This window comes from Kitasatospora sp. NPDC059648, assembly GCF_042734825.1.
In the GTDB taxonomy this organism is placed as follows: domain Bacteria; phylum Actinomycetota; class Actinomycetes; order Streptomycetales; family Streptomycetaceae; genus Kitasatospora.
Genome location: NZ_JBHWDU010000066.1, coordinates 24,893 through 46,299, shown reverse-complemented (window position 1 = coordinate 46,299; position 21,407 = coordinate 24,893). Strand labels below are relative to the sequence as shown.

General features: G+C 73.2%; 21 protein-coding genes. 11 read left to right on the top strand and 10 right to left on the bottom strand.

Annotation, left to right across the window (positions count from 1 at the left end):
- On the bottom strand, positions 1-4,901 hold a 4,901-nt coding region (locus ACFV1W_RS29780; RefSeq protein WP_380420348.1), incomplete at its 3' end, for an amino acid adenylation domain-containing protein.
- Between the two features lie 130 nt (positions 4,902-5,031).
- A complete protein-coding gene (locus ACFV1W_RS29775) occupies positions 5,032-5,244 on the bottom strand; it encodes an MbtH family protein (RefSeq protein WP_380420347.1) in 213 nt (70 codons plus the stop codon).
- Between the two features lie 181 nt (positions 5,245-5,425).
- Here ACFV1W_RS29775 and ACFV1W_RS29770 point away from each other — a divergent pair, with 181 nt between their 5' ends.
- Complete coding sequence (locus tag ACFV1W_RS29770) at positions 5,426-5,557, top strand: hypothetical protein (RefSeq protein ID WP_380420346.1); 132 nt, start codon at positions 5,426-5,428, stop codon at positions 5,555-5,557.
- Positions 5,558-5,746: 189 nt separating this feature from the next.
- Here ACFV1W_RS29770 and ACFV1W_RS29765 read toward each other — a convergent pair whose 3' ends face one another.
- Positions 5,747-7,024: an IS256 family transposase gene (locus ACFV1W_RS29765; protein WP_380420345.1), complete on the bottom strand. Its 1,278-nt coding sequence runs from the start codon at positions 7,022-7,024 to the stop codon at positions 5,747-5,749.
- 338 nt (positions 7,025-7,362) lie between these two features.
- On the opposite strand from ACFV1W_RS29765, the gene ACFV1W_RS29760 reads away from it, so the two are divergent.
- The gene (locus tag ACFV1W_RS29760; protein ID WP_380420344.1) at positions 7,363-8,346 is read left to right on the top strand and encodes a LuxR C-terminal-related transcriptional regulator; all 984 of its coding nucleotides are present in this window, start codon (positions 7,363-7,365) and stop codon (positions 8,344-8,346) included.
- 46 nt (positions 8,347-8,392) lie between these two features.
- Here the strand turns inward: ACFV1W_RS29760 and ACFV1W_RS29755 are convergent, their stop codons facing one another.
- Entirely contained in the window at positions 8,393-9,124 is a 732-nt protein-coding gene (locus tag ACFV1W_RS29755; protein WP_380420343.1) for an MBL fold metallo-hydrolase, read from the bottom strand.
- Positions 9,125-9,202: 78 nt separating this feature from the next.
- On the opposite strand from ACFV1W_RS29755, the gene ACFV1W_RS29750 reads away from it, so the two are divergent.
- From ACFV1W_RS29750 to ACFV1W_RS29735, 4 genes are all read left to right on the top strand, one after another.
- On the top strand, positions 9,203-10,441 hold the full coding sequence (locus tag ACFV1W_RS29750; protein WP_380420342.1) for a phosphotransferase family protein: 1,239 nt from the start codon (positions 9,203-9,205) through the stop codon (positions 10,439-10,441).
- Positions 10,442-10,483: 42 nt separating this feature from the next.
- A complete protein-coding gene (locus tag ACFV1W_RS29745; protein WP_380420341.1) occupies positions 10,484-11,053 on the top strand; it encodes a hypothetical protein in 570 nt (189 codons plus the stop codon).
- Complete coding sequence (locus ACFV1W_RS29740) at positions 11,050-11,721, top strand: hypothetical protein (protein WP_380420340.1); 672 nt, start codon at positions 11,050-11,052, stop codon at positions 11,719-11,721. The genes ACFV1W_RS29745 and ACFV1W_RS29740 overlap by 4 nt, the downstream gene beginning before the upstream one ends.
- 104 nt (positions 11,722-11,825) lie before the next feature.
- Positions 11,826-11,981 carry a LysR family transcriptional regulator gene (locus tag ACFV1W_RS29735; protein ID WP_380420339.1) on the top strand — a complete coding sequence of 52 codons (156 nt, stop codon included), beginning with the start codon at positions 11,826-11,828 and terminating at the stop codon, positions 11,979-11,981.
- A 64-nt stretch (positions 11,982-12,045) separates the two neighbouring features.
- Here ACFV1W_RS29735 and ACFV1W_RS29730 read toward each other — a convergent pair whose 3' ends face one another.
- Positions 12,046-12,303: a ferredoxin gene (locus ACFV1W_RS29730; protein WP_380420338.1), complete on the bottom strand. Its 258-nt coding sequence runs from the start codon at positions 12,301-12,303 to the stop codon at positions 12,046-12,048.
- Complete coding sequence (locus ACFV1W_RS29725; protein ID WP_380420337.1) at positions 12,300-13,520, bottom strand: cytochrome P450; 1,221 nt, start codon at positions 13,518-13,520, stop codon at positions 12,300-12,302. The genes ACFV1W_RS29730 and ACFV1W_RS29725 overlap by 4 nt, the downstream gene beginning before the upstream one ends.
- 681 nt (positions 13,521-14,201) lie before the next feature.
- Between ACFV1W_RS29725 and ACFV1W_RS29720 the strand changes: the two genes are divergently transcribed.
- The 3 genes from ACFV1W_RS29720 to ACFV1W_RS29710 all read left to right on the top strand — a co-directional run bounded on the left by ACFV1W_RS29720 (position 14,202) and on the right by ACFV1W_RS29710 (position 16,380).
- Positions 14,202-15,287, top strand: a complete 1,086-nt coding sequence (locus ACFV1W_RS29720) for an S-(hydroxymethyl)mycothiol dehydrogenase (protein ID WP_380420336.1) — start codon at positions 14,202-14,204, stop codon at positions 15,285-15,287.
- Positions 15,287-15,916: an MBL fold metallo-hydrolase gene (locus ACFV1W_RS29715; protein ID WP_380420335.1), complete on the top strand. Its 630-nt coding sequence runs from the start codon at positions 15,287-15,289 to the stop codon at positions 15,914-15,916. The genes ACFV1W_RS29720 and ACFV1W_RS29715 overlap by 1 nt, the downstream gene beginning before the upstream one ends.
- A gap of 62 nt (positions 15,917-15,978) precedes the next feature.
- A complete protein-coding gene (locus ACFV1W_RS29710) occupies positions 15,979-16,380 on the top strand; it encodes a pyridoxamine 5'-phosphate oxidase family protein (RefSeq protein ID WP_380420334.1) in 402 nt (133 codons plus the stop codon).
- 46 nt (positions 16,381-16,426) lie between these two features.
- Here the strand turns inward: ACFV1W_RS29710 and ACFV1W_RS29705 are convergent, their stop codons facing one another.
- The 3 genes from ACFV1W_RS29705 to ACFV1W_RS29695 all read right to left on the bottom strand — a co-directional run bounded on the left by ACFV1W_RS29705 (position 16,427) and on the right by ACFV1W_RS29695 (position 18,062).
- Entirely contained in the window at positions 16,427-16,831 is a 405-nt protein-coding gene (locus ACFV1W_RS29705; protein WP_380420333.1) for an SRPBCC domain-containing protein, read from the bottom strand.
- 211 nt (positions 16,832-17,042) lie between these two features.
- On the bottom strand, positions 17,043-17,357 hold the full coding sequence (locus tag ACFV1W_RS29700) for an ArsR/SmtB family transcription factor (protein WP_380420332.1): 315 nt from the start codon (positions 17,355-17,357) through the stop codon (positions 17,043-17,045).
- A 144-nt stretch (positions 17,358-17,501) separates the two neighbouring features.
- Positions 17,502-18,062 carry a helix-turn-helix domain-containing protein gene (locus ACFV1W_RS29695; protein ID WP_380420331.1) on the bottom strand — a complete coding sequence of 187 codons (561 nt, stop codon included), beginning with the start codon at positions 18,060-18,062 and terminating at the stop codon, positions 17,502-17,504.
- A gap of 376 nt (positions 18,063-18,438) precedes the next feature.
- Between ACFV1W_RS29695 and ACFV1W_RS29690 the strand changes: the two genes are divergently transcribed.
- Complete coding sequence (locus ACFV1W_RS29690) at positions 18,439-19,242, top strand: hypothetical protein (protein ID WP_380420330.1); 804 nt, start codon at positions 18,439-18,441, stop codon at positions 19,240-19,242.
- A 252-nt stretch (positions 19,243-19,494) separates the two neighbouring features.
- On the opposite strand, the gene ACFV1W_RS29685 is transcribed toward ACFV1W_RS29690, so the two are convergent.
- Positions 19,495-20,652: a helix-turn-helix domain-containing protein gene (locus ACFV1W_RS29685; RefSeq protein WP_380420329.1), complete on the bottom strand. Its 1,158-nt coding sequence runs from the start codon at positions 20,650-20,652 to the stop codon at positions 19,495-19,497.
- A gap of 157 nt (positions 20,653-20,809) precedes the next feature.
- On the opposite strand from ACFV1W_RS29685, the gene ACFV1W_RS29680 reads away from it, so the two are divergent.
- A complete protein-coding gene (locus tag ACFV1W_RS29680; RefSeq protein ID WP_380420328.1) occupies positions 20,810-21,403 on the top strand; it encodes a toll/interleukin-1 receptor domain-containing protein in 594 nt (197 codons plus the stop codon).
- The last annotated feature ends 4 nt before the right edge of the window (positions 21,404-21,407 follow it).

Genomic DNA, 21,407 nt, shown 5'->3' with positions numbered 1-21,407 from the left:
GCCTCCGGCGTCGCGGCGGCACGGGCCTCGAACAGCTCCGGCACCGCGGCCGACGGCAGCTCGGCGACGGGCCCGTGCCAGCCGGACACCAGCTGCTCCCGCTCCGCCTCGGTCAACACGTCGACCGCGGCTACGAGTTCGGCCGGGTCGGCGACGATCCGGTCGAGCAGGGCGAGGAAGCGGTCCAGCAGGGCGCGCGCCTCGGCAGGGCTGAAGGCGTCCGGCTGGTGGTCCAGGCGCAGCTGGAGGCCGTCGCCGGGGGTGAGGGCGAGCAGCAGCGGGTAGTGGGCGCTGTCGACGTCCTCGACCAGGCTGACGTGGGTGGTGCCGGTCGGGTCGGCCTCGTCCAGGGCGGACGGATCCGGGTAGTTTCCGTACACCGTGACGGTGTCGAACAGGCTGCCCAGTCCGGCGAGCCGCTGGATCTCCGTGAGGCTGAGGTGCTGGTGGTCCAGCAGTGCGGACTGCTCGTGCTGCAGGCGCAGCAGCAACTGGCCCCAGCTCTCCGCCGGGTCGAGGGTGACCCGCACCGGCACGGTGTTGATCAGCAGGCCCATCATCCGCTCGACGCCCGGCAGGTCGTGCGGCCGGCCGGAGACGGTGGTGCCGAAGAGCACGTCCTCCCGCCCGGTGAGCCGGGCCAGCAGCACGCCCCAGGCGGCCTGGACGAGGGTGTTGAGGGTGACGCCGTAGCGGCGGGCGGTGCGGCCGAGCGCCTCGGTGGCCTCGGGGGTGAGGCCGGTGTGCAGGCGCAGCGGCAGCCGCGGGGCGGCGGGGGTGCGGCCCGGCGCGAGCAGGGTGGGCTCGTCCACTCCGGCGAGGGCCGCGGCCCAGGCGGTGCGGGCGGCGGCGCCGTCGCGCCGGGTGATCCAGCGCAGGTACTCGCGGTAGGGGGCGGCCGGGGGCAGCGGCTGCCGGAAGTACAGCGCCCACAGTTCCTCGGCGAACAGCGGGGTGGACCAGCCGTCCAGCAGGATGTGGTGGGCGGCGGCGATCAGCCGGTGGCGGCCGGGGGCCAGGGTGAGCAGGGTGTAGCGCAGCAGCGGCGGCCGGGCGAGGTCGAAGCGGCGGCCGTACTCGGCGGCGGCGATCCGGTCGGCCTCGGCCGCCGGGTCGGCGTGGGAGGTCAGGTCGAGGACGGTGAAGGGCAGTTCGACCCGGTCCGGGACGGCCTGGACGGGCGGTCCGTCGGGGCGCTGGTGGAAGCCGGCCTTGAGGTTGGGCTGGCGCAGCAGCAGCGCCTCGGCGGCGGCACGCAGCCGCTCGGCGTCGACGGGACCGGTCAGGTCGAAGGTGCAGACGGAGGTGTAGACGTCGGCGCCGTCGGTGTCGTACGCGGCGTGGAAGGCCATGCCCTGCTGGAGCGGGGAGGTGGGCCAGACGTCCACCAGGGCGGCGGGGGCGTGGAGTCCGGCGAGCCGGTCCAGCTCCTCCTGGCCGAGGTCGACCAGCGGGAAGTCGGAGGGGGTGTGCCCGCCGGCGCCCGGCCGTTCGGCGTGCTCGGCGAGGGCGCCCAGCGCGGTGAACCAGGCCTCGGCGAGGGCGCGGACCCGCTCCTCGGTGAGCAGTCCGCCCGCCCAGGACCACTGAGCGACCAGCAGCGGGCCCTGCGGGGTGTCGACGGTGGTGGCGTCCAGGCCCAGGACCCGGCCGAGCGCCAGGCCGGGGGCGGCGCCCTCGGTCATCGCCTCGGCCCCGGCGAGCACGTCCTCGGCGGTGACGCCCTCCGGCTGGAAGCGGCCCAGGTAGTTGAACTCGACCTGCGGTTCGGCGTACCCGGCGAGCACCTCAGCGGTGGCCGGGTTGAGGTGGCGCAGCAGCCCGTAGCCGATCCCGTTGTCCGGTACGGCGCGCAGCTGCTCCTTCACCCGGCCGAGGGCGCGGCCGAGTTCGGGGCCGGCGGCGGTGACCTCGGACCAGGCCGGTGCCCCGGGGGCGAGCCGTACGGGGTAGACGGAGGTGAACCAGCCGGCGGTGCGGTGCAGGTCGACGCCGTCGACGACCTCCTCGCGGCCGTGGCCCTCCAGGCTGAGCAGCACCGCACCGTCCGGCCCGGTCGTGGCCCCGCCGCCGCGCCAGTGGCCGAGGGCGAGGGCCAGCGCGGTGAGCAGGACGTCGTTGACCTGGGCGTGGTAGGCGGCGGTGACGCGGGTGAGCAGCGCCTGGGTGGTCCCGGCGGGCAGCACGAGGCGCAGGGTGCCCTCGGTGGCGTAGGTGTCCCGGTCGGGGTCGAGGGGGCGTTCACCGAGCAACGGGTCCGGGGTGGCCAGGGTGGCCTGCCAGAAGGGGAGTTCGGCGGCCCGGCGGTCGGTGCGGGCCTCGGCGGTGAGCCGCTGGGCCCAGCGGCGGAAGGAGGTGGGCACCGGCGGCAGCGCAGGCTGCCGGCCCTCGCGGACGGCGGCGAGCGCGGCGAGCAGGTCCTCCTCGACGATGCGCCAGGTGACGCCGTCCACCACCAGGTGATGGATCACCAGCAGCAGCTGGGAGGGCAGTTCCGGGCCGGCGTCGAAGCGGACGGCCTGGAGCATCCGGCCGTCCTCGGGGGAGAGGCGGTCGCGGGCGGCCTCGGTCTGGGTGAGCAGCGCCTGCGCGGTGGCCGGGCCGACGGCCGTGCGCAGCACCGACTCGGCGGGGACGGCGCCGGGGGCGGGGACGTGCAGCGTCCAGGGGCGCTCGGCGAGCGGGGAGGTACGGGCCCGCAGGGCGTCGTGGTGGTCCAGCAGGGCCTGCAGGGCGGCGGCCAGTTCGGCGGGCGCCGTCCCGGCGGGGAGGGCGAGCAGGGTGGACTGGTGGAAGCTCTCGACGGCTCCGCGCTGTTCGGACAGCCAGTGCACGATGGGCGTCGGGGGCACGTCGCCGAGGCCGGCGCCCTCGGGCTCGACCGCGACCGGGCCCTCCAGCGGGCGGGCGAGCCGGGCCAGTGCCTCGACGCTCGGGGCGTCGAAGACCGAGCGGGGGGTGAGCTGCAGCCCGGCGTGCCGGGCCCGGGAGACCAGCTGGATGGCCACGATGGAGTCGCCGCCGAGCTCGAAGAAGGACTCGGTGACGCCGACCCGGGGGATCCCCAGCACCTCGGCGAAGAGCCGGGCGAGGGTGTGCTCCAGCTCCCCGGCGGGGGCCCGGCCGCCCTCCTCGCCCGCGCCGAACACCGGCGCCGGCAGGGCGTGCCTGTCGACCTTGCCGTTGGGCGTGAGCGGCAGCCGGTCGAGCACCACGACGGTGGGCACCATGTGGTCGGGCAGCCGCTCGGCGCAGTGGGCGCGCAGCTCGGCCGGGTCGGCGGCGCCGACGGTGTAGCCGACCAGCCGGCGCTCGCCCGGGCGGTCCTCGCGCACCAGCACCACGGCCTGGCGCACCCCGGGATGGGCGGAGAGGGTCTGTTCGATCTCGCCGGGCTCCACCCGGAAGCCGCGGATCTTCACCTGGTCGTCGGCCCGGCCGAGGAAGTCCAGCTGGCCGTCCGGCCGGCGGCTGCCGAGGTCGCCGGTGCGGTACATCCGCTCCCCGGGCTCGCCGAACGGGCAGGCGACGAAGCGGTCGGCGGTCAGGCCGGGGCGGCCCAGGTAGCCGCGGGCCAGGTGCGGGCCGGAGACGTACAGCTCGCCCACGGTGCCCGGCCCGACCGGGCGCAGCCGTTCGTCCAGCACGTGGATGCGGACGTCCCGGCAGGGGTGGCCGATCGGGGGCTGTTCCGCGCCGGTGAGCGGCTCGCTCATGGTGACGATGACGGTGGTCTCGGTCGGTCCGTAGCTGTTGAGCATCAGCCGGCCGCGGCCGAGCCGGGCGGCCAGCTCGCGCGGGATGGCCTCGCCGCCGCCGACCAGGGTGCGCAGGGTGGGCAGCGGGGCGTCCGGGAGGGTCGCGGCCATCGCGGTGGCGACATCGGCGTGGGTGACGCCGTACCGGTCGATCAGGGCGGCCAGCGCGTCGCCGACCAGCTGGCTCTGCTCGCGGGGGAGGACGAGCGCGGCGCCGGTGGTCAGGGCCACCGCCAGGTCGGAGACGGACACGTCGAAGCTGAGCGAGGCGGCCTGGAGCACCCGGCTGCCGGGGCCGACCCCGGTCGCGGCGACCTGGGTGCCGATCATGCTGGGCAGCCCGGTGTGGGTGACGGCCACGCCCTTGGGCACCCCGGTGGAGCCGGAGGTGTAGATGACGTACGCGGTGTTCCCGGCGCTCAGCGGCCGCACCCGCTCGTCGGCGGTGAACGGGGCGCCGGGCCGGTCGGCGAGCGCGGCGAGGTGCTCGGCGGAGTCGAGCAGCAGCCGGGGGGCTCCGGTGTCGGGCAGCCGCTCGGCGGTGGCCGCGGTGGTGAGCACCAGGGCCGCGCGGGAGTCGGTGAGCATGTGGCGCAGCCGCTCGGCGGGGTAGGCCGGGTCGGCGGGCAGCCAGGCGGCGCCGGTCTTGGCCACGGCGAGGATCGCTGCGACGGCCTCGGGGGACTTCGGCAGGGCGAGCGCGACGACGTCCTCGGTGCCCAGGCCGCGGTCCGCGAGCACCCGGGCGAGCCGGTTGGCGCGGGCGTCCAGCTCGGCGTACGTGAGGGTGGTGCCGTCCGCGTACAGCGCGGGGGCCTGCGGGGTGCGGGTCACCTGGGCGTCGACCAGGCCGGTGAGGGTGGGGCGCGGGTCGGGAGGGGCCGGGGCCCGGTCGGCCAGCCGGGTGGCCAGCGCGGACGGGGTGGGGGCGTCCAGCAGGAGCGGCAGCGGCACGCGGAAGCCGAGCTCGGCGCGGACCCGGGCCAGCAGCCGCACGGCGGCGGGGCGGTCGCCGCCCAGCTCGAAGAAGCCCGCCGCGGGGTCGACCGACTCCCGGCCGAGCACCTCCGCGAACAGTCGACACAGCACCTCGGCCGATGCCGGCCGCGGGTCGGCTCTGTGCGTCTGCTGGTCCCCGGACATGTGCGTCTCTCCCTCGTTGCGGCGTGGCCCGCGGGGCGGTCGGCCCGGTCGGCCCGGGGTCTCCGGGCGGCCGGGGGAGCGTGTGGTGGGGTGGTGCGGTGCCGGTGGTGCGGTGCCGGTGGCGCGCCGGTCAGTGGCCGGACAGGTGGGCGACCAGGCTCTTCGGCCGCAGGTCCTGCCAGTGCTGCTCGACGTAGTCGACGCAGTCCTGGCGGGCGGCGGCGCCGAAGACCTGCTGCCAGCCGTCGGGCACCGGGCTGAAGACCGGCCACAGCGAGTGCTGGCCCTCGTTGTTGACCAGGACGAGGTACTCGGCCTCGGGGTCCTCGAACGGGTTCGCCATCGTCGGTTTCCTCTCGGTTCGGAGAATTGCGAGGAGGGGGGAATTGCGCGGGAGCGGGGTGAACGGACCGTGTGGACCCGCCGTCACCGGCTCAGCTCCGTCGAGTTCACGGACCCCAGCCGGAGTCGTCCCCGTGCATGGCCGAGGGCCCGGCGGCAGCGGTGGACTGATACGGTCCGGTGTGGCTCTGGAAGCCGATGACGGCGACCAGCAGAACGGCCAGAATCCCGAGCATCCTGTGAATGCGAGCGGCAAGATCCGTCATGGCGAATTCCTCTTCCTGAGCGGGCGGTATGTGCGCTCCTCGCTGTGAATGAATCCTGCCGAGGCCCAAACTGGCGTGGAAGCTCTGGCCGTTATCGGGATCACGCAATGCGGGAACCGGAAGCGTGAACAGACTGTGTCAAAAACGGGCAGATCTGATGCAAAGAGCACCTGGCTCTGTCAGATCAGTGGTGGGAGGCGAGGCAGGGGCAGGCCCGGTCGGTTCCCTGGAGCCGGCTCAGTGCCGGGAACCCCGCCGCAGCTCCTCCCGCACGGCCGGCCAGTCTCCGGCCCACGGCCGCCCCACCCCGGCCTGCGACTCCAGGGCGAGCGTGGCCAGGTAGACCCGTTTGAGCGCCGCCCGCTCGTCCCGCACCCGCCCCGCCGCCTGCTCGATCCGGCGCAACCGGGCGTGCAGCCGCTCCAGCGCGCCCCCGCCCGCGAGCACCCGCCGCGCCTCGGGACCGAACCGGAAACCGGGCGCCAGCAGCGGCCAGGCCGCCCGCCACACCCGGAACACCTCCCGGTGGCTCGGGCCCCACTCCCGCTCGGCCCGGCCCAGCCGCTCCAGCGCCGCCGCCTCCGTCGGCGCCGTGCAGATCTCGCGCAACCCCCGGGCCAGCCCGCTCCAGTCCTCGCCCGGCGCGTGCCGCAGCGCGGCGTGCAGCAGGTGGGCCACCGAGGTGTGCACCACCGTGCGCGGCCACCGCGCGGCCGCCGCCTCGGCCAGCCCCGCCCCGGCGTCACCCACCAGCACCCAGACCTCGCGCACCCCCCGCTCGGCCAGCCCGGCCAGCACCCCCGGCCAGTGCTCCCCGTCCGCGGCCGGCCACAGGCCCAGCACCTCGCGCAGGCCGTCGGCGGAGATCCCCAGCGCCAGGTGCACCAGCGGGCCGCCCGAGCGGCCGCTGCGCACCGAGTCGAGGAAGACCACCGGGTAGACCGGGTCCAGCGGGCGCCCGCGCCGGTCGGCGAGTTCGTCGAGCACCTGATCGGTGATCACCGAGACGGTCTCCCGGCTGAGCTCCACCCCGTACACCTCGGCCAGGTGCGCCACCAGCTCGCCCGAGCTGAGTCCGCGCGCGGTGAGCGAGACCACCAGCCGGTCCAGGCCGGGCAGCCGACGGGCCCGCGGCCGTACCGTACGCGGCGCGAAGCTGCCGTCGCGGTCGCGCGGCACCCGTACGTCCACCGGACCGATCTCGGTGAGCAGCCGTCTGGCCCGTGCGCCGTTGGGGCCGTTGGGGCCACCGGGACGGCCGGCGACCGTACGGCCGTTGGCGCCGGTCGGGCTGTTGGTGCCGGCTCCGCGCAGGTGCTCCTGGAGTTCGAGCTCCAGGGCGCGCTCGATCAACTGCTTGGCGAGCGCCTGCAGCAGTCCGCCGTCGCCCAGCAACCGCACCGCGCCGGAACCGACCTGCGCGGCGGCGGCCTCCGCGAGCTGCCGCACCAGCCGCTGGTCCACCAGCTCGGCCAGGTCCGCGGGTGGGGGCTGCGGATCTGGATCAACTCGCAACAAGGGGGTGCCCTCCGTCCGTCCGCCGGCCGGACCACCGGCCGTTCGCTCCGGCGGCCCTGACGGGTCGACATGCAATGCGGCGGCCATCCGCCCGTCACCACAGCCGGGTACCGTCGTCCTCGCCGTCACCACCGTCGGACGCCGTTTCCGGGCATGCCCGGTTTCGCCGTGAACCGCTGATTTCCGCGCCTTCAGGGCGTACACTCGCGGCTGTCGTGGCCCGGGGGGGATGCGTCCGAACAGCAGGCAGGCACCATCCTGCCCCTTCGGATGCCTGGCTGTAGCCGGTGCGGGCATTCGTGAAAGCGCAATGCCGAAGCCGGAAGGATGCCCAGATGTGCGTATCCCAGGACACCTGCACGGAAAAGGGGACACCCCAACTCTGTGACCGGGGTATCGAGTACTACCGGACCGCCCTCGCCGAGGGCGCCGCCGCCGGCCAGGCCCCGGAGTGCCTGCTCAGCCTGGGCCTGCTGCGCACCCTGCCCGGCGCCGGGCAGCGGCTCGCCCCCGTCCCGCCCGACCTCGCGGTCACCGGTCTGACCCGGCCGCTCGAACTCGCCGTGCTGGCCCACCAGGAGCAGCTCGCCGAACTGCGCACCGTCTTCACCGCCGCCGAGCAGGCCTACCAGGACGTGATGAGACAGGCCCAGCTCCCGATCCGCCTGCTGGCCGGTGACGAGATCAACCCCGCGCTGGAGAAGGCCGTCGCCGCCTGCACCGAGGAACTGCGCACCGCCCAGCCCGGCGGCGGCCGCGGCGCCGACCAGCTCGCCGACGCCCTCCCGCGCGACCTCGCCCTGGCCGAACGCGGAGTGCGCCAACGCACCCTCTACCAGCACACGGTGCGCTCGCACGGCCCGACGCTCGCCTACATCGAGCAGGTCGCCGCCCGTGGCGCCCAGGTGCGCACCCTCAACGAGGTCTTCGACCGGGTCATCATCTGCGACCGCTCCACCGCCTTCATCCCCGCCGGCGTCAAACGCGAGGCCGCGGCAGTGCTCATCCAGTTCCCGCCGCTGGTCGAGTACCTGCTCAAGATCTACGAGCTGATGTGGGAACGCGCCGAGCCCGTCACCTACCTGGAGGGCCACCACCGCCCCCGGCTGCTCACCGACCGCACCCGCCGCAACGTGCTGCGGCTTATGGTCAACGGCTTCACCGACGAGGCCATCGCGTCCCGCCTCGGGATGAGCACCCGCACAGTCTCCAGCCACATCCAGAAGGCCAGCGAGCTCCTCGGCAGCCGCAGCCGCGGCCACCTCGGCTACATCATCGCGCGCGAGGGCGTGCTGGACGAACCGCTCGACGAGTTCTGACCGGGCGCCGGGTGCGCCCCCCGGGAACGCTCGGGGCGGCGGAGCCTCAGCAGGGAAGCACCAGGCCCTCCTCGGCCGCGACCACCTCGCCCGCGAACCCGCTCGCGGCCTCGGCGACCGACCCGCCGCGGTCCGCGCCGGGCCAGAAGTGGGTGACGAGCAGTCGGCGGGCGCGCGCACGGGCGGCCCAGGCCCCGGCCTCGGCGGCACTCAGCAGGTGCGGGTCGCGGTCGAGGCCGCGCAGGGTGGCCCCGGCGACGAACAGGTCGGCCTCCGCGGCGAGTTCGGCCAGTGCCTCGTCCGGCCCGGCGTCACCGCTGTAAGCGAGGGTCAGACCGGGAGCCGTCAACCGGACGCCCGCGTGCGGGACGTGGTGCGGCAGCGGCGCGGACTCCAGCCGCAGCGGCCCCACCCGGTGGCCGGCCGAGGGGATCCGGTGCACCTCGAAGACCTCGGCCAGGTCCTCGCTCGGCTCCATCGCCTGGACCCGGTCGACCACGCCGGGAGTGCAGTACAGCGGCAGCCGCACGCCCCGGGGCTCGGCGAAGTAGCGGGCGCGGCACAGCGCGCTCAGGTCGGCGCAGTGGTCGGGGTGTTCGTGGGTGATCACCACGGCGTCCAACTCCCCGGCGCCGCAGTGCTCCAGCAGCCGGGGGAGCGTCCCGTAACCGAGGTCCAGCGCCAGCCGGAACCCGTCGTACTCCAGCAGGAACCCGCTCGCGGCCCGACCGCCCTCCGGCCAGGCCCCGCACGTTCCCAGAACCGTCAGTCTGCGCACCACAGGATGTTCTCACGGACGACCCGGCCGGTGGAAAACCGTTCGCTTTCCCGGCGACCGGTCGGCGAAGCTGCCCGGATGCAGCGAGCGAACAGCCGGACCGTGACGGTCGACCTCACCCACGAGGACGAGTACTACGGGCAGTTGGGCCCGTTCGAGACGGACCTCGGATGGTGGTCCTCGGTGGACGGGGTCGTCGCACGGGCGACGGACCTGGCCGGAGTGCCGGTGCTGGTGACCAGACTGGTCGACGGGCAGAGCCAGGAGCCCGGCCACGGCGGCCGGGTGCGCTACCACGCCGAGGCGCTCCGGCGGCCGAGCACCCTCGAACCGCGCCCGCTGGACGGCGCAACGGCCGCCCTGCTGGCGCCCGCCGCCCGGCGCGCCGCGTGGGCCACGCCCGAGGGCCTGCGCGCGGCGCTCGCCTGGGCGCAGGCCCGGCTCGCCGCGGCGGGACGCCCGGCCGCGGCCGCGCGGCAGATCCGGACCTGGAACCTGTCCGGCCTCTTCCGCCTCCCCACCGCCACCGGCACCGACGCCTGGCTGAAGACCACCAGCCCGCGATTCAACGCCCTGGAAGGGGAGGTGATCGCGCTGCTCGGCGCCGCCGACCCCTCGCTCGTCCCGACCGTCCTCGCCGCAGACCCGGCCCACGGCCGGCTGCTGCTCGACCACGTCCCCGGCGAGGACTGCTGGAGCCCGTCCACCGGGACCGTCGCCGACGTCGTCCCGCGCTTCGTCGCCGCCCAGGCGGCCCTGGCCGGCCGCCCGAGCGCGCTCGCGGGCCTGCGCGACCGCACGCCCGCCGCGCTGCACGCCCAGTTCCTGGCGCTGCTGGACCGCCTCCCCGCCGAGACCGACCTGACGGCCGCGGAGCAGGACCGGCTGCGGGACTTCGCCGCCGAGCTGCCCGCACTGCTGGACCGGCTGGCCGCCTGCGGGCTCCCGGAAACCCTCCTGCACGGCGACTTCCACCCCGGGAACTGGCGCACCAACGACGGCAGTCCGGTCGTGGTCGACTACGCGGACGCCTGCCTCGGCCACCCCGCCCTGGACGGCCTGCGCCCCCGCGCCTACCTCACCCCGGAGGCCTGGCAGCACGCTGCCGGGGTCTGGACGGCAGCCTGGCGGGAACACGCCCCCGGCTCGGACCCGCGCCGCGCCCTCGAACTCGCCGAACCGCTGTACCACCTGTCCTACGCGCTGCGGTACCAGGAGTTCCTGGACCACATCGAGCCCAGTGAACGCCCGTACCACGAGGGTGACCCGGCCGCCGAACTGCGGGCAGTCCTGGAGGCGGACGTTTCGACCCGCTGATTGTGGGCAGCGGCTGGACACCGAAGGACGAGGGAGGACCTGATGTCAACCGGGACCCTCATCGCGATCATCGTCCCCGTGGTGGTCGTACTGATCCTGGCCGCCGTGGTGCTGTGGTACGTGAACCGCCGCCGCCGACTGCAACAGCGGTTCGGCCCGGAGTACGAGCGCGCCGTCCGCCGTACCGGCAGCCAGCGGGCTGCCGAGCGGGACCTGCGGGAGCGGGAACAGCGCCACGACCAGCTGCAGATCACGCCGCTGCCACCGGATGCGAGACAGCGGTACACCGAGGACTGGAAGCGGGTCCAGCAGGAGTTCGTCGACCGGCCGGGCGAAGCCGTCCAGCACGCGGACCGGCTGGTCACCCTGCTGATGCACGACCGCGGCTATCCCACCGAGGGCTACGAACAGCAGCTCCGGGACCTGTCCGTCGAGCACGGACGGACGCTGGAGCACTACCGTGCGGCCCACGCTACCAACGCCTCGGCCCGACGGGACGACGCCACCACCGAGGAACTCCGGGGCGCGATGGTGCACTACCGCGCGCTGTTCGCGGAGCTCCTGAACGGTGACGAGCCCCGGGGCCGGGGCAGCGGGGCCGAAAGGAGATGACCGAGATGTCACACATGCACTTCGACGACAAGGGGCGGATGACCACCGAGAAGTCCGCCGCCACCGAGGAGGAGCAGCGGACCGGGGCCGACCGGGGCGACACTGCGGTGTTCGGTTCCGAGGAACAGGAGGGAACCGAGGCCCGGGAGGAAGGGCAGCGGGCCGTCTACCCGGGCGAGGCCACCGGCGACGCCGACACGTCCGACACGTCCGACAGGTCCGACACGAGCGGTACGACCAGCACCGCTGACATCGCGGGTACGACCGGCACGACCGAGGCCCCTGGCACGACCGGCACCACCGGCAGCGGTGGCGGCCCCGACGAGGCAGGTGACCGCACGACCCGCGCCGAGGAGGGCGAGGTGCCGGACCAGTCGGACGAGGGCCGCAGCGCCGACCGTGAACCGCTGCTCCCGGCGGCGGAGACCCAGGAGCTGCGCGAGCGCTGGCAGCAGGTGCAGACGGACTTCGTCGACGACCCCCGCCAGGCCGTCCACACCGCGGATGCCCTCGTCGCCGACCTCATGCAGCGACTGGCCGCGTCCTTCGCCGAACGCCGCAGCAGCCTCGAAGGCCAGTGGAACCGGGGTGACGAGGTCGAGACCGAGGAGCTGCGGGTCGCCCTCCAGCAGTACCGCACCTTCTTCAACCGTCTGTTGCAGAGCTGAGGTAGGAGGCTTGTGCCCGCAGCATCAGCTGCCCGGGTGGAAGGTGCGCCGTCGAGCCCGGTGCCGTCGCCGGTGTTGCCCGAGCTGGCGTTGCAGGAGCTGGAGTGCGTCTCCGTTCCGTCCTGGTGCGCCAGCTGCACCTCGGACGGACCGCCGAGCTGCTCGGGCTCTCGCAGGGACGGGTCTCGCAGCTGGTCGAGCGGCTGGAGGGCCGGGTCGGCGCGCCGGTGTTCGAACGCAAAGCCGCCGGGTCCTGTTGACCCGAGGTCTCGATCCGGCCGGTGCCGCCCGCCGCGGGTGCGGCAGGGGGCACCGGCCGGAGGGTCACTCCGGCGGGGCGATCCGGTACCCTCCGCGCGCCGCGTGGAGGGAGAGTGCCTCGACCGGGCAGTACTCCACCGCCTCGGCCAGCCCGTCCGTCAACTCCGCGCCCGCGTCGGCGTACTCGGCCACCGGCCGGGCCCGTCCGTCGGCGTCCAGGGCCAGCGACTCGGGGGCGCTCAGGGCGCACATCCCGGAGCCGATGCAGCGGTCGCGGTCGACCCGGACCACCACCGGCTCCGACTCGGCGGCGCCCGTCACCAGGTGACCCGCAGCGCGTTGGGGCTGCGGGTGAGCAGCCCGCGCCGCCAGTCGATGTCCTCGACCGGGTCGGCCATCCGCAGCGAGGGCAGCCGGCGGGCGAGCCGGTGCAGGGCGAGTTCGAGCTCCATCCGGGCCAGCCAGGCGCCCAGGCAGTGGTGCGGTCCGGCGCCGAAGGTGAGCATCGGCGCGGCCAGCGGGGAGAACAGATCGGTGCGCAGGTCCCCGGTGAAGACCTCCGGGTCCTGGTTGGCGGAGCCGGTGTCGGCGGCGACGACGCTGCCGGCCGGGATCACCACCCCGCCGATCTCGACGTCCTCCACCGTGCGGCGCAGCAGCCCGGGCATGTGCTCCGCGGTGTCGCCGAGCGGGACGGCCCGCAGGATCTGCTCGGTCGCGGCGGCCGCACTGGCCTCGTCGGAGGCGAGCCGCTGCCAGGCCTCGTGGCCGTCCTGGAGCAGGTAGACCAGCGCGTTGCCGAGGCTGGTCATGGTGGTCTCGTGCCCGGCCACCACCAGGCCGATGACCAGTGCGTTCAGCTGGCCCTCGGTGATCGAGCCGTCCTCGGCGGCGGCCCCGAGCAGACTGCTGACCAGGTCCTCGCCCGGGGCGGCGCGGCGCTCGGCGATCACCTCGGCGCCGAAGGCGGCGAACTCGGCCATCGCGGTGGCGATCGCCCCGGCGCTGTAGGCGGTGGTGGAGAGCGCGTGGTCGCTCCAGTGCGCGAGCCGCTTGCTGTCGAGGTTGTCCAGGCCCATCAGCCGGCTGATCACCGCGACCGGCAGCGGCCGGGTGTAGGCGCCGACGATGTCGGCGGGGGAGCCCCGGTCGATCAGCTCGTCGATCAGCGACTCGACCACCGAGGCCACCCAGGGCTTCCAGCGGGCGATCGCGCGCGGGGTGAACGCCCGTTGCACGGTGCGGCGCAGCCGCTGGTGCTCGGTGCCGTCGATGTTCAGCATGCTCTGCGGGTCGTCCAGGATGTTCGGCGTGACCATGAGCGGCGGGGCGTCCGGCGCGTAGAGCGGGGCGCGGCCCAGACGCGGGTCAGTCAGCACCTGCCGGACGTCGGCGTGCCGGCTCACCAGCCAGACCGGGGTGCCGGTGGGCAGCGCGGCGAGCCGGGGCGGGCCGGGGTCGAGGTGGCGCAGGCAGTGCATCGGGGGGAGCGGGGCGGTGCCGGTGCCGGCACCGGTCGCACTGTTCTCGGTGGACATCCGTACTCCAGACTCCAGGGCAGGGGCCGCGGGGCGGCCCGACGGGGGGTGGATCCGGGGTTTGGTGCGGGGACGGGCGGTTCGGCCGGTGGCGGCTCGACTCAGGCCGGCGGTGCGGGTGGTGCGGGTGGTGCCTGATGGCGCGGGCCTGCCGGGGCAGGCAGGTGGTTCCGGGCGGTGCGGTGGGCGGGGGACGCTGCCCGCGCGGGGGCGCTGGCCGTGCGCGGGGCGGCGCTGTAGGGACTGTAGGGAGCTGTACGACGCTGGATGGCGCTGGATGGCGCGAAACGTGCGGGGGCGTACGGTCGGTGCGCGCCCGGCACGTGCGGCGCGCGGTGGCGTGCCGTCAGGTGGGACGGATGTGCTGAGCGTGGTCGCGTGGACCGTCTCAGCTACGACCGTACGTGGACGGCTGGGCACCCGTCTGCGGCACTTCCAGCCAACGGCGGCGCTTTCCGGGCAGTTCGCAGCACGCTGACGGGCGCTCAGCGCCACCCGCGCGCCCCTCGCCGCCGGACCGCGCGGGGGCGGGCGCTGCGTCGGCGGTCGACCGGGCGGGCGCTACCCTTCGTAGGCAGTCTTTCGGCAGTGCTTCTACAGTTCTCCTGCAGTCCTTCAGCAGTCGTTTGTCGCAGGTCACGCCGGTGCAGAGCCGCATCGGCACGACGGAGGTGGAATCGGATGGCCCAGCAGGTCAAGGCAGTCATCGCGCGCGCCAAGGGCGCGCCCGTGGAGGTGACCACGATCGTGGTGCCGGACCCGGGGCCGGGCGAGGCGGTGGTCCGGATCCAGGCCTGCGGCGTCTGCCACACGGACCTCCACTACCGCGAGGGCGGCATCAACGACGAGTTCCCGTTCCTGCTCGGCCACGAGGCCGCGGGCGTCGTGGAGTCGGTCGGCCAGGGCGTGACCGAGGTGGAGCCCGGTGACTTCGTCGTCCTCAACTGGCGCGCGGTGTGCGGCCAGTGCCGCGCCTGCAAGCGCGGCCGCCCGCAGTACTGCTTCAACACCCACAACGCGAAGCAGAGGATGACGCTGCTGGACGGCACCGAGCTGTCCCCGGCGCTGGGCATCGGCGCCTTCGCCGAGAAGACCCTGGTCGCGGCCGGCCAGTGCACCAAGGTCGACCCGGCCGCCGAGCCGGCCGTGGCCGGGCTGCTGGGCTGCGGCGTGATGGCGGGCCTCGGCGCCGCGATCAACACCGGCAACGTGGGCCGCGGCGACACCGTCGCCGTGATCGGCTGCGGCGGCGTCGGCGGGGCGGCCGTGATGGGCTCCCGGCTGGCCGGCGCGTCGCGGATCATCGCGGTGGACATCGACGACCGCAAGCTGGAGACGGCCCGCAAGCTCGGCGCCACCCACACCGTCAACTCCCGCGCCGCCGACCCGGTGGAGGCGATCCGCGAGCTGACCGGCGGCAACGGTGCGGACGTCGTGGTGGAGGCCGTCGGCCGCCCCGAGACGTACAAGCAGGCCTTCTACGCCCGCGACCTCGCCGGCACCGTCGTCCTGGTCGGCGTGCCGACCCCCGAGATGACGCTCGAACTCCCGCTGCTGGACATCTTCGGCCGCGGCGGCGCGCTCAAGTCCTCCTGGTACGGCGACTGCCTGCCCTCCCGGGACTTCCCGATGCTGATCGACCTGTACCTCCAGGGCCGTCTGGACCTCGGGGCCTTCGTCACCGAGACCATCGAACTCGACGCGGTGGAGCAGGCCTTCGAGCGCATGCACCACGGCGACGTGCTCCGCTCGGTGGTGGTGTTCTGATGGCCGCCCGGATCGACCGGCTGGTCACCGCCGGGACCTTCGAACTCGACGGCGGCAGCTGGGAGGTGGAGAACAACGTCTGGATCGTCGGCGACGACGAGGAGGCGGTGGTGATCGACGCCGCGCACGACGCCGACGCCATCGAGGCCGCGCTCGGCGGGCGCCGGCTGCTGGCGATCGTCTCCACCCACGCCCACAACGACCACGTGGACGCCGCCCCGGCGCTGGCCGAGCGCACCGGCGCGCCGATCCTGCTGCACCCGGACGACCTCGAACTGTGGAAGCTCACCCACCCCGAGCGGCTCCCGGACTGCGAACTCGCCGACGGCCAGCGGATCGAGGTGGCCGGCACCGAGCTGACCGTGCTGCACACTCCCGGCCACGCACCCGGCGCGGTCTGCCTCTACGCTCCCGGGCTGGGCACCGTGTTCACCGGCGACACGCTGTTCCAGGGCGGCCCGGGGGCCACCGGCCGCTCGTTCTCGCACTTCCCGACCATCATCGACTCGATCCGGGAGCGACTGCTGTCCCTCCCCGCCGACACGGTGGTGCGCACCGGCCACGGCGACCCGACCACGATCGGCGCCGAGGCCCCGGCCCTGCCGGAGTGGATCGCCCGCGGTCACTGACCCCCGGACCGGCACGGCCCCCGGAGAGTCGATCGCTCCCCGGGGGCCGTACCATCGCGATCATGGCCCACCACCCGCGCGACCTCGACGACGCCTTCCTCGCCTTCTGGCGCGAGCGGCACATCTCCACCCTGACCACCACCAGGCCGGACGGGACCCCGCACGTGGTGCCGGTCGGCGTCACCTTCGACCCGGCGAGCGGTACGGCCCGGGTCATCACCAGCCGTACCAGCCGCAAGGCCCGCAACGTCGAGGCCGCCGGGCCGCAGGGACTGCCGGTCGCGGTCTGCCAGGTCGACCGGGCCCGCTGGTCCACCCTGGAGGGCACGGCCGTCCTGCGCGAGGAGCCCGAGCAGGTCGCCGACGCCGAGCGCCGCTACGCCGAGCGCTACCGCACCCCGCGGGAGAATCCGGACCGGGTCGTCATCGAGATCGCCGTCCAGCGCGTCCTCGGCCGCGCCTGACCCTACTCCCCGCTGCTCCCCGCTGATCACTGCTGATCACTGCTACTCACTCCGCGAGCGCCGGGGCGATCCTGCGCAGCACCGACGGCCAGCCCTGCCCCATCCCGTGGTAGGCCTGCCGTCCCGTCGGGGTGTCCAGGTCGAAGCCCGTGTGCTCCAGCAGCAGCCGGGTGCCGTGCCCCTCGGGCACCAGCCGCCAGGTGACGGTGGTGTCCAGCGACCCGGCGGCGAAGCTGTACCGCAGCAGCCGCTCCACCTCCACCTCGACCACCTCGCACGGCTGCTGCCCCCAGGGCCCCATGTCCAGGGTGAACCGGTGCCCCACCACCGCCTTCACGTCCCCGGCGGCCCACCACCGCGCGTGCAGCTCCGGATCGGTCAGCGCCTCCCAGACCCGCGCCGGCGGGTGGGGCAGGAACTCGTCGCAGTGGATCGCGGCCTTCTCGGTCATGAACTCTCCTCGTCCAGGAGCGCGCGCAGCGAACGCATGCGCGTCCGCCAGTAGTGCTCGTACGGGTATGGCATCCCCCTGACCTGCGGCGGCGCCGCCGATCATGCCGCTGACCTGCGGAAACCGTGTTCGTCGGTTTTCACTGGTCAGCAGCGTTCTTCACCCCTCGTGTGCCCGGAAAGTGCCCTGCGGGCCCTCTGCGGACGTGCTCTCAATCGCTCTCTTCGTCGAGGACATCGCGCAGCGAACGCATCCGTTGCCTCCAATACCGCTCAAACGGGCGAAGCCATTCCTCGACCTCGGCGAGCGGCCCGGGCTCCAGGTGGTAGTACCGATGCCGCCCGCGCGGCTCCTCGCGGATCAGCCGGGCGCTCTTGAGGACGGACAGGTGCTCGGAGACCGCCGGCCTGCTGAGCTCGAAGTCGCCGGCCAGCTCCCCGGCCGCCCGCGGCCCGCTCTGGAGGCTTTCCAACAGCTTGCGCCGCACGGGGTTGGCCAGCGCGCTGAACACATCGACATCCGCCATGCCTCCACCATGCGTCGTAGATCTCCGACATGTCAACTTTTTCCGACGCATCCCACGGCTCTCAGCCAGGGGAGCGCGTGTCCGTAGAAGGCAGGTTCACGTCTGCGGTGCGCAGCCACGCCGATGGCCAAGTCATGCGAGACGCTACTGAACTCGAATTCGTGATGACGGCGTCGGCTGGGGCCAGTCGTTCATGTCCAGGCCGGACTGGGCGAGGCAGCCGTCGATCAAGTGCGGGCGGTACTGGATCTTCTTGAGGCGGGTGCGGACAGTCTTCGCCAGGTGGTCGACGTTTGCGGCCGCGAGGTTGCCGATGCCGCGTTTGACCAGGGCCCAGATACCCTCCTGCGGGTTGAGAGCGCCCAGGTCCCCTCGACCGTGTGGCTGACGTGAAACAGTCGGCCGATCAGCGTCTTCACCCGGGCCAGTGTCCAGCGCTGGTCTGCCCAGCCATGCACGAGCGGACCTCGCTCCAACTCGCGTTCCAGCATCGATTTGCTTCCTGCTGAGCCTCGGGCGGCCAGGTGAGCCCTTGGAGAGGACCCCGGCCTCGCCGCGTTCACGCCACTGTCGGAGCCATCGCTCCACCGACCGATCGCTCACCCGCAGCGCGGTGGCGATCTCACGGTTCTTCTCCCCGCCCTCGAAACGTTCCACAGCCTGCAGCCGGATCCGCTCCCGCGCGGCCCTCTCAGCGTCGGTCAACCGCCACCCTGCGCGTATCTCACAGCCCAGGGCTACCGGACCCGCCCAGCAGCTGTCAGGCAAACGGTCCCGGCATCACGCTTTCAGGTTCAGTAAGGGTTCCGGCTGACCTCCCGTTGCCGGGCCCTCGGCTGTTGAGCCCGTCGCGCGCCCTGGTGACCGTTGGCCGGCTGTGTTCGGCCGGGCTGTCCTTGCCGCTCTGGGGTCGAGCCTGTCTTGGCTGCCGTCCGGTCGCCGTTTCGCCGGGCGCTGCTCCGGGAGGTGGACGATCTCAATCATTTGGAAGCCTGACCTGCGCAGACGATAATGAACAGCGCCAATTTGAAACAACTGAAAGGGAATCAGAGCTGTGCGAGTGATGGGGAGGGGTATCGCGGTGGCGGCCGCGGGAGCGGCGCTCACGATGGTCCTGGCGGGCTGCGGCGGGGAGCCCCACGGCAGTGGGGCGGGGGCGAGCCCGGGCGGGGACAAGGCCGCGAACAAGCGGACCGACGCTCCGACCGTGCTGATGGCCGCGTCCAAGAAGACCGCGGAACAGGCCTCGTACCGGACAATCCAGACGGGGGAGGGCGGCTCCGACAAGTCCGAGATGCTCTTCCAGCGGCAGCCGTACGCCTCGTCCATCACGTCGACGGGGAAGAAGAGTGCGGACAACCCCACCGCCGTCACCCAGGTGATCGCCACGGGCGACGCGACCTACGTCAAGTCGGACCAGATCCCGGGCAAGAGCTGGTACCGCGTGGACGCGCCGACGAGCAGCGGCCCCTCCAACGCGCGGGCTGCGGGGTCCGTCAACGAGGTCGCGGGCGCGCTCGCCGCCACCGCGTCCACCTCGTGGGTCGGCGAGGAACAGGTGGGCGGTCGAGCGGCCGACCACTACCGCGGCACGGTGGTCTTCGAGGAGCTGGCCCGCTACACCGGGCCCGCCATCAAGGACGAAGTGCGCGACTACTACGTCCAGTTGGCCAAGCGGCGGGGCGACACCTCGGCGGTCCTCGACGTGTGGGTCGGCAAGGACGACCTCGTCCTGAAGTCACAGCAGGTCACCACCGGCAGCAAGGGTCAGGCCCAGGTCTTCGAGGAGTACTCCGACTTCGGCACCGTCCCGGCCATCACAGCACCTCCAGCCGAAACCGTCGGCACCTGGGACGAGTTCATCGCTGGCACGGCGAAGCGCTAGTACTCCGGCAGGACACTGATTTCCGCCAGGGGCGGTCTTCATGAGACCGCCCCTCGATCGTGTGCAGCCGACGTTGGTAGTGACAACGGCAGGGCAGTCTCTCGTCGTGATCAACGAGCCTGCGGCCGAGACTCGGGACAACGAACTCGAAGACCCTGACCTCCCCACTGCCCATTGCCTGGGTCACCGCCGACTCGGCCTACGGCCAGGAGAGGCGCTTCCGGCGGCTGCTGGAGCAGTCCGGCGTCGGCGTCAGCGTCGCACCGCATGCTCCGAATACCGGCCGTCCGCGACGGCGGCTGCGGCTTCGACGAGGTTCCGCTGGCCCGGCGTGGCTTGACGGGTCCGTATCTGGTGCACGAAGCGTCCCAGCTCTGCCCGGATGGTGGCGGAGTCCAGACGCCGGACGGTGGGCAGGAGTGCCTCGATGACGTGACACGCCTGATCGAGGTGATCGATGCCGGCCATGGCTGTGGCTTGGCGGATCGTGAAGCGGGTGCGGGAGTTGCCGTCTGGCGGGACTGCGGGGTGGCGCTCGAGTTCGATGGCGAACAGGTCTGCGGCCTGCTCGAATCGGCGGAGGCTGACCATGCATGACGCCTCGATGAGGTGCGGGCTTCCGTTCTCGATGCGTGGGCCCCAACGGGCTCCGCATCGGTTGTCCTGGTGGGCGTGGTCCCGCGACCGCTCCAGGGCTTCGTGGCAGGCCTCGTAGTCGCCGAGGGACGCGTGCCCCTGGGCTTCGCGTCGCGCGGCGTGGGCACGGATCAGTGGCGTTGCCGCCGCCTGGCCGGCGGCCTGCCTGGCCAGGCTGACCGCGGTAGCGGCGTCGCCGCGGTGCTCGGCGATGAACGCCTTGCGGACGAGCGCGTAAGCGGCCATCGTCTCGTCGCCGCCGTTCGCGCTCCAGCGGACCGCGAGCTCGGTCCAGCGCAACGCCTCGGCGAAGTTACCTGCCTCCTGCGCCATCCAGCCCGTGTACTCGGCGAATCTCGATGCCAGAAGCCAGATTTCGTGGTGCCCGTCGGTTCCGGCTCCGGCATGGGAAGCGGTGTCGGTCAGGATCCGCGAAATGGACCGCAGCGAGGCATCCACGAATCGGGGACCGGTGGATCTGCCGATGTCCTTCAGTTCCTCCAGGATCCGTCGGTACCCGGGGACGAGGGGGTCGACCTCGACGGGGCGCTCCGCCGATACGCCGCGGTGCGCAGTTTCAGCGCGTTCGACGAGTAGGCCGCCGGCGTCGCATGCCGCGTCGCATGCCGCGGCGACAGCTGGCGTCGGGTTGCGGCGCCCGCTCTCCAGGTTGCAGATCTGCCCCTCGGAGACACTCGCTCGCCGGGCGAGCTCGCGCACGGTCCATCCCCGCTGTGCTCGGAGCCTGGCCAGTTCGACGCCGAAGTCCGCCATGCCAGCCAGGGTATGAGCCGGCGCCTGCGCGAGGCAACGGCGGCGAGGACTTCCGATCCCTATTCAGTTCACGCCGAATATGCGTCGAACCCTGTGCCCTGCCGATACGGTACGTGCGAACCCCGTCATCAAGGCGGCCTGGAAAGGGGCGACGACCATGCCGCGTGTGTTCCTCAGTTTCCGCAAGGCAGACTCACGGTGGATGCGGGACCGTCTCCACCAAGCTCTGGCCGACCGGTTCGGATCCGGCGAGATCTTCAAGTCGGGCGGGTCGATCCCGGTAGGTGCCGACTTCGCCGAGGTCCTGCGGCGACAGGCCGCCGAGTGCGAGCTGATGCTCGTGCTCATCGGGCCGGCCTGGCTCGACGCCCGTAGCGAGGATGGAACACGGCGCCTCGATCGAGCCGACGACTGGGTTCGGGTCGAGATCAGGACGGCCCTGCAGGCGGGAAACCGCGTCATTCCCGTCCTCCTGGGGGATGCGACCATGCTGCCCGAGGTCTCTGAGCTGCCGTCCGAGATCGCGGATCTCGCGCGGCTGCAGTTCGTCCGTGTTTCTGAGACACACCTGGCAGACGAGCTCGAACGCCTGTGCACCGACATGGCAGCTCTCCTGCCCGATCTCGGCCACAGGCCGGTGGCGCCTACGGCAGTGCCTGCCGCTGAACCGACGGTGACCATGAAGGGGCGTGCGTCCGGCGGCGGCAGCGTGTACCAGGCGGCACACGATCAGACAATCAATCTGGCATAAAGGG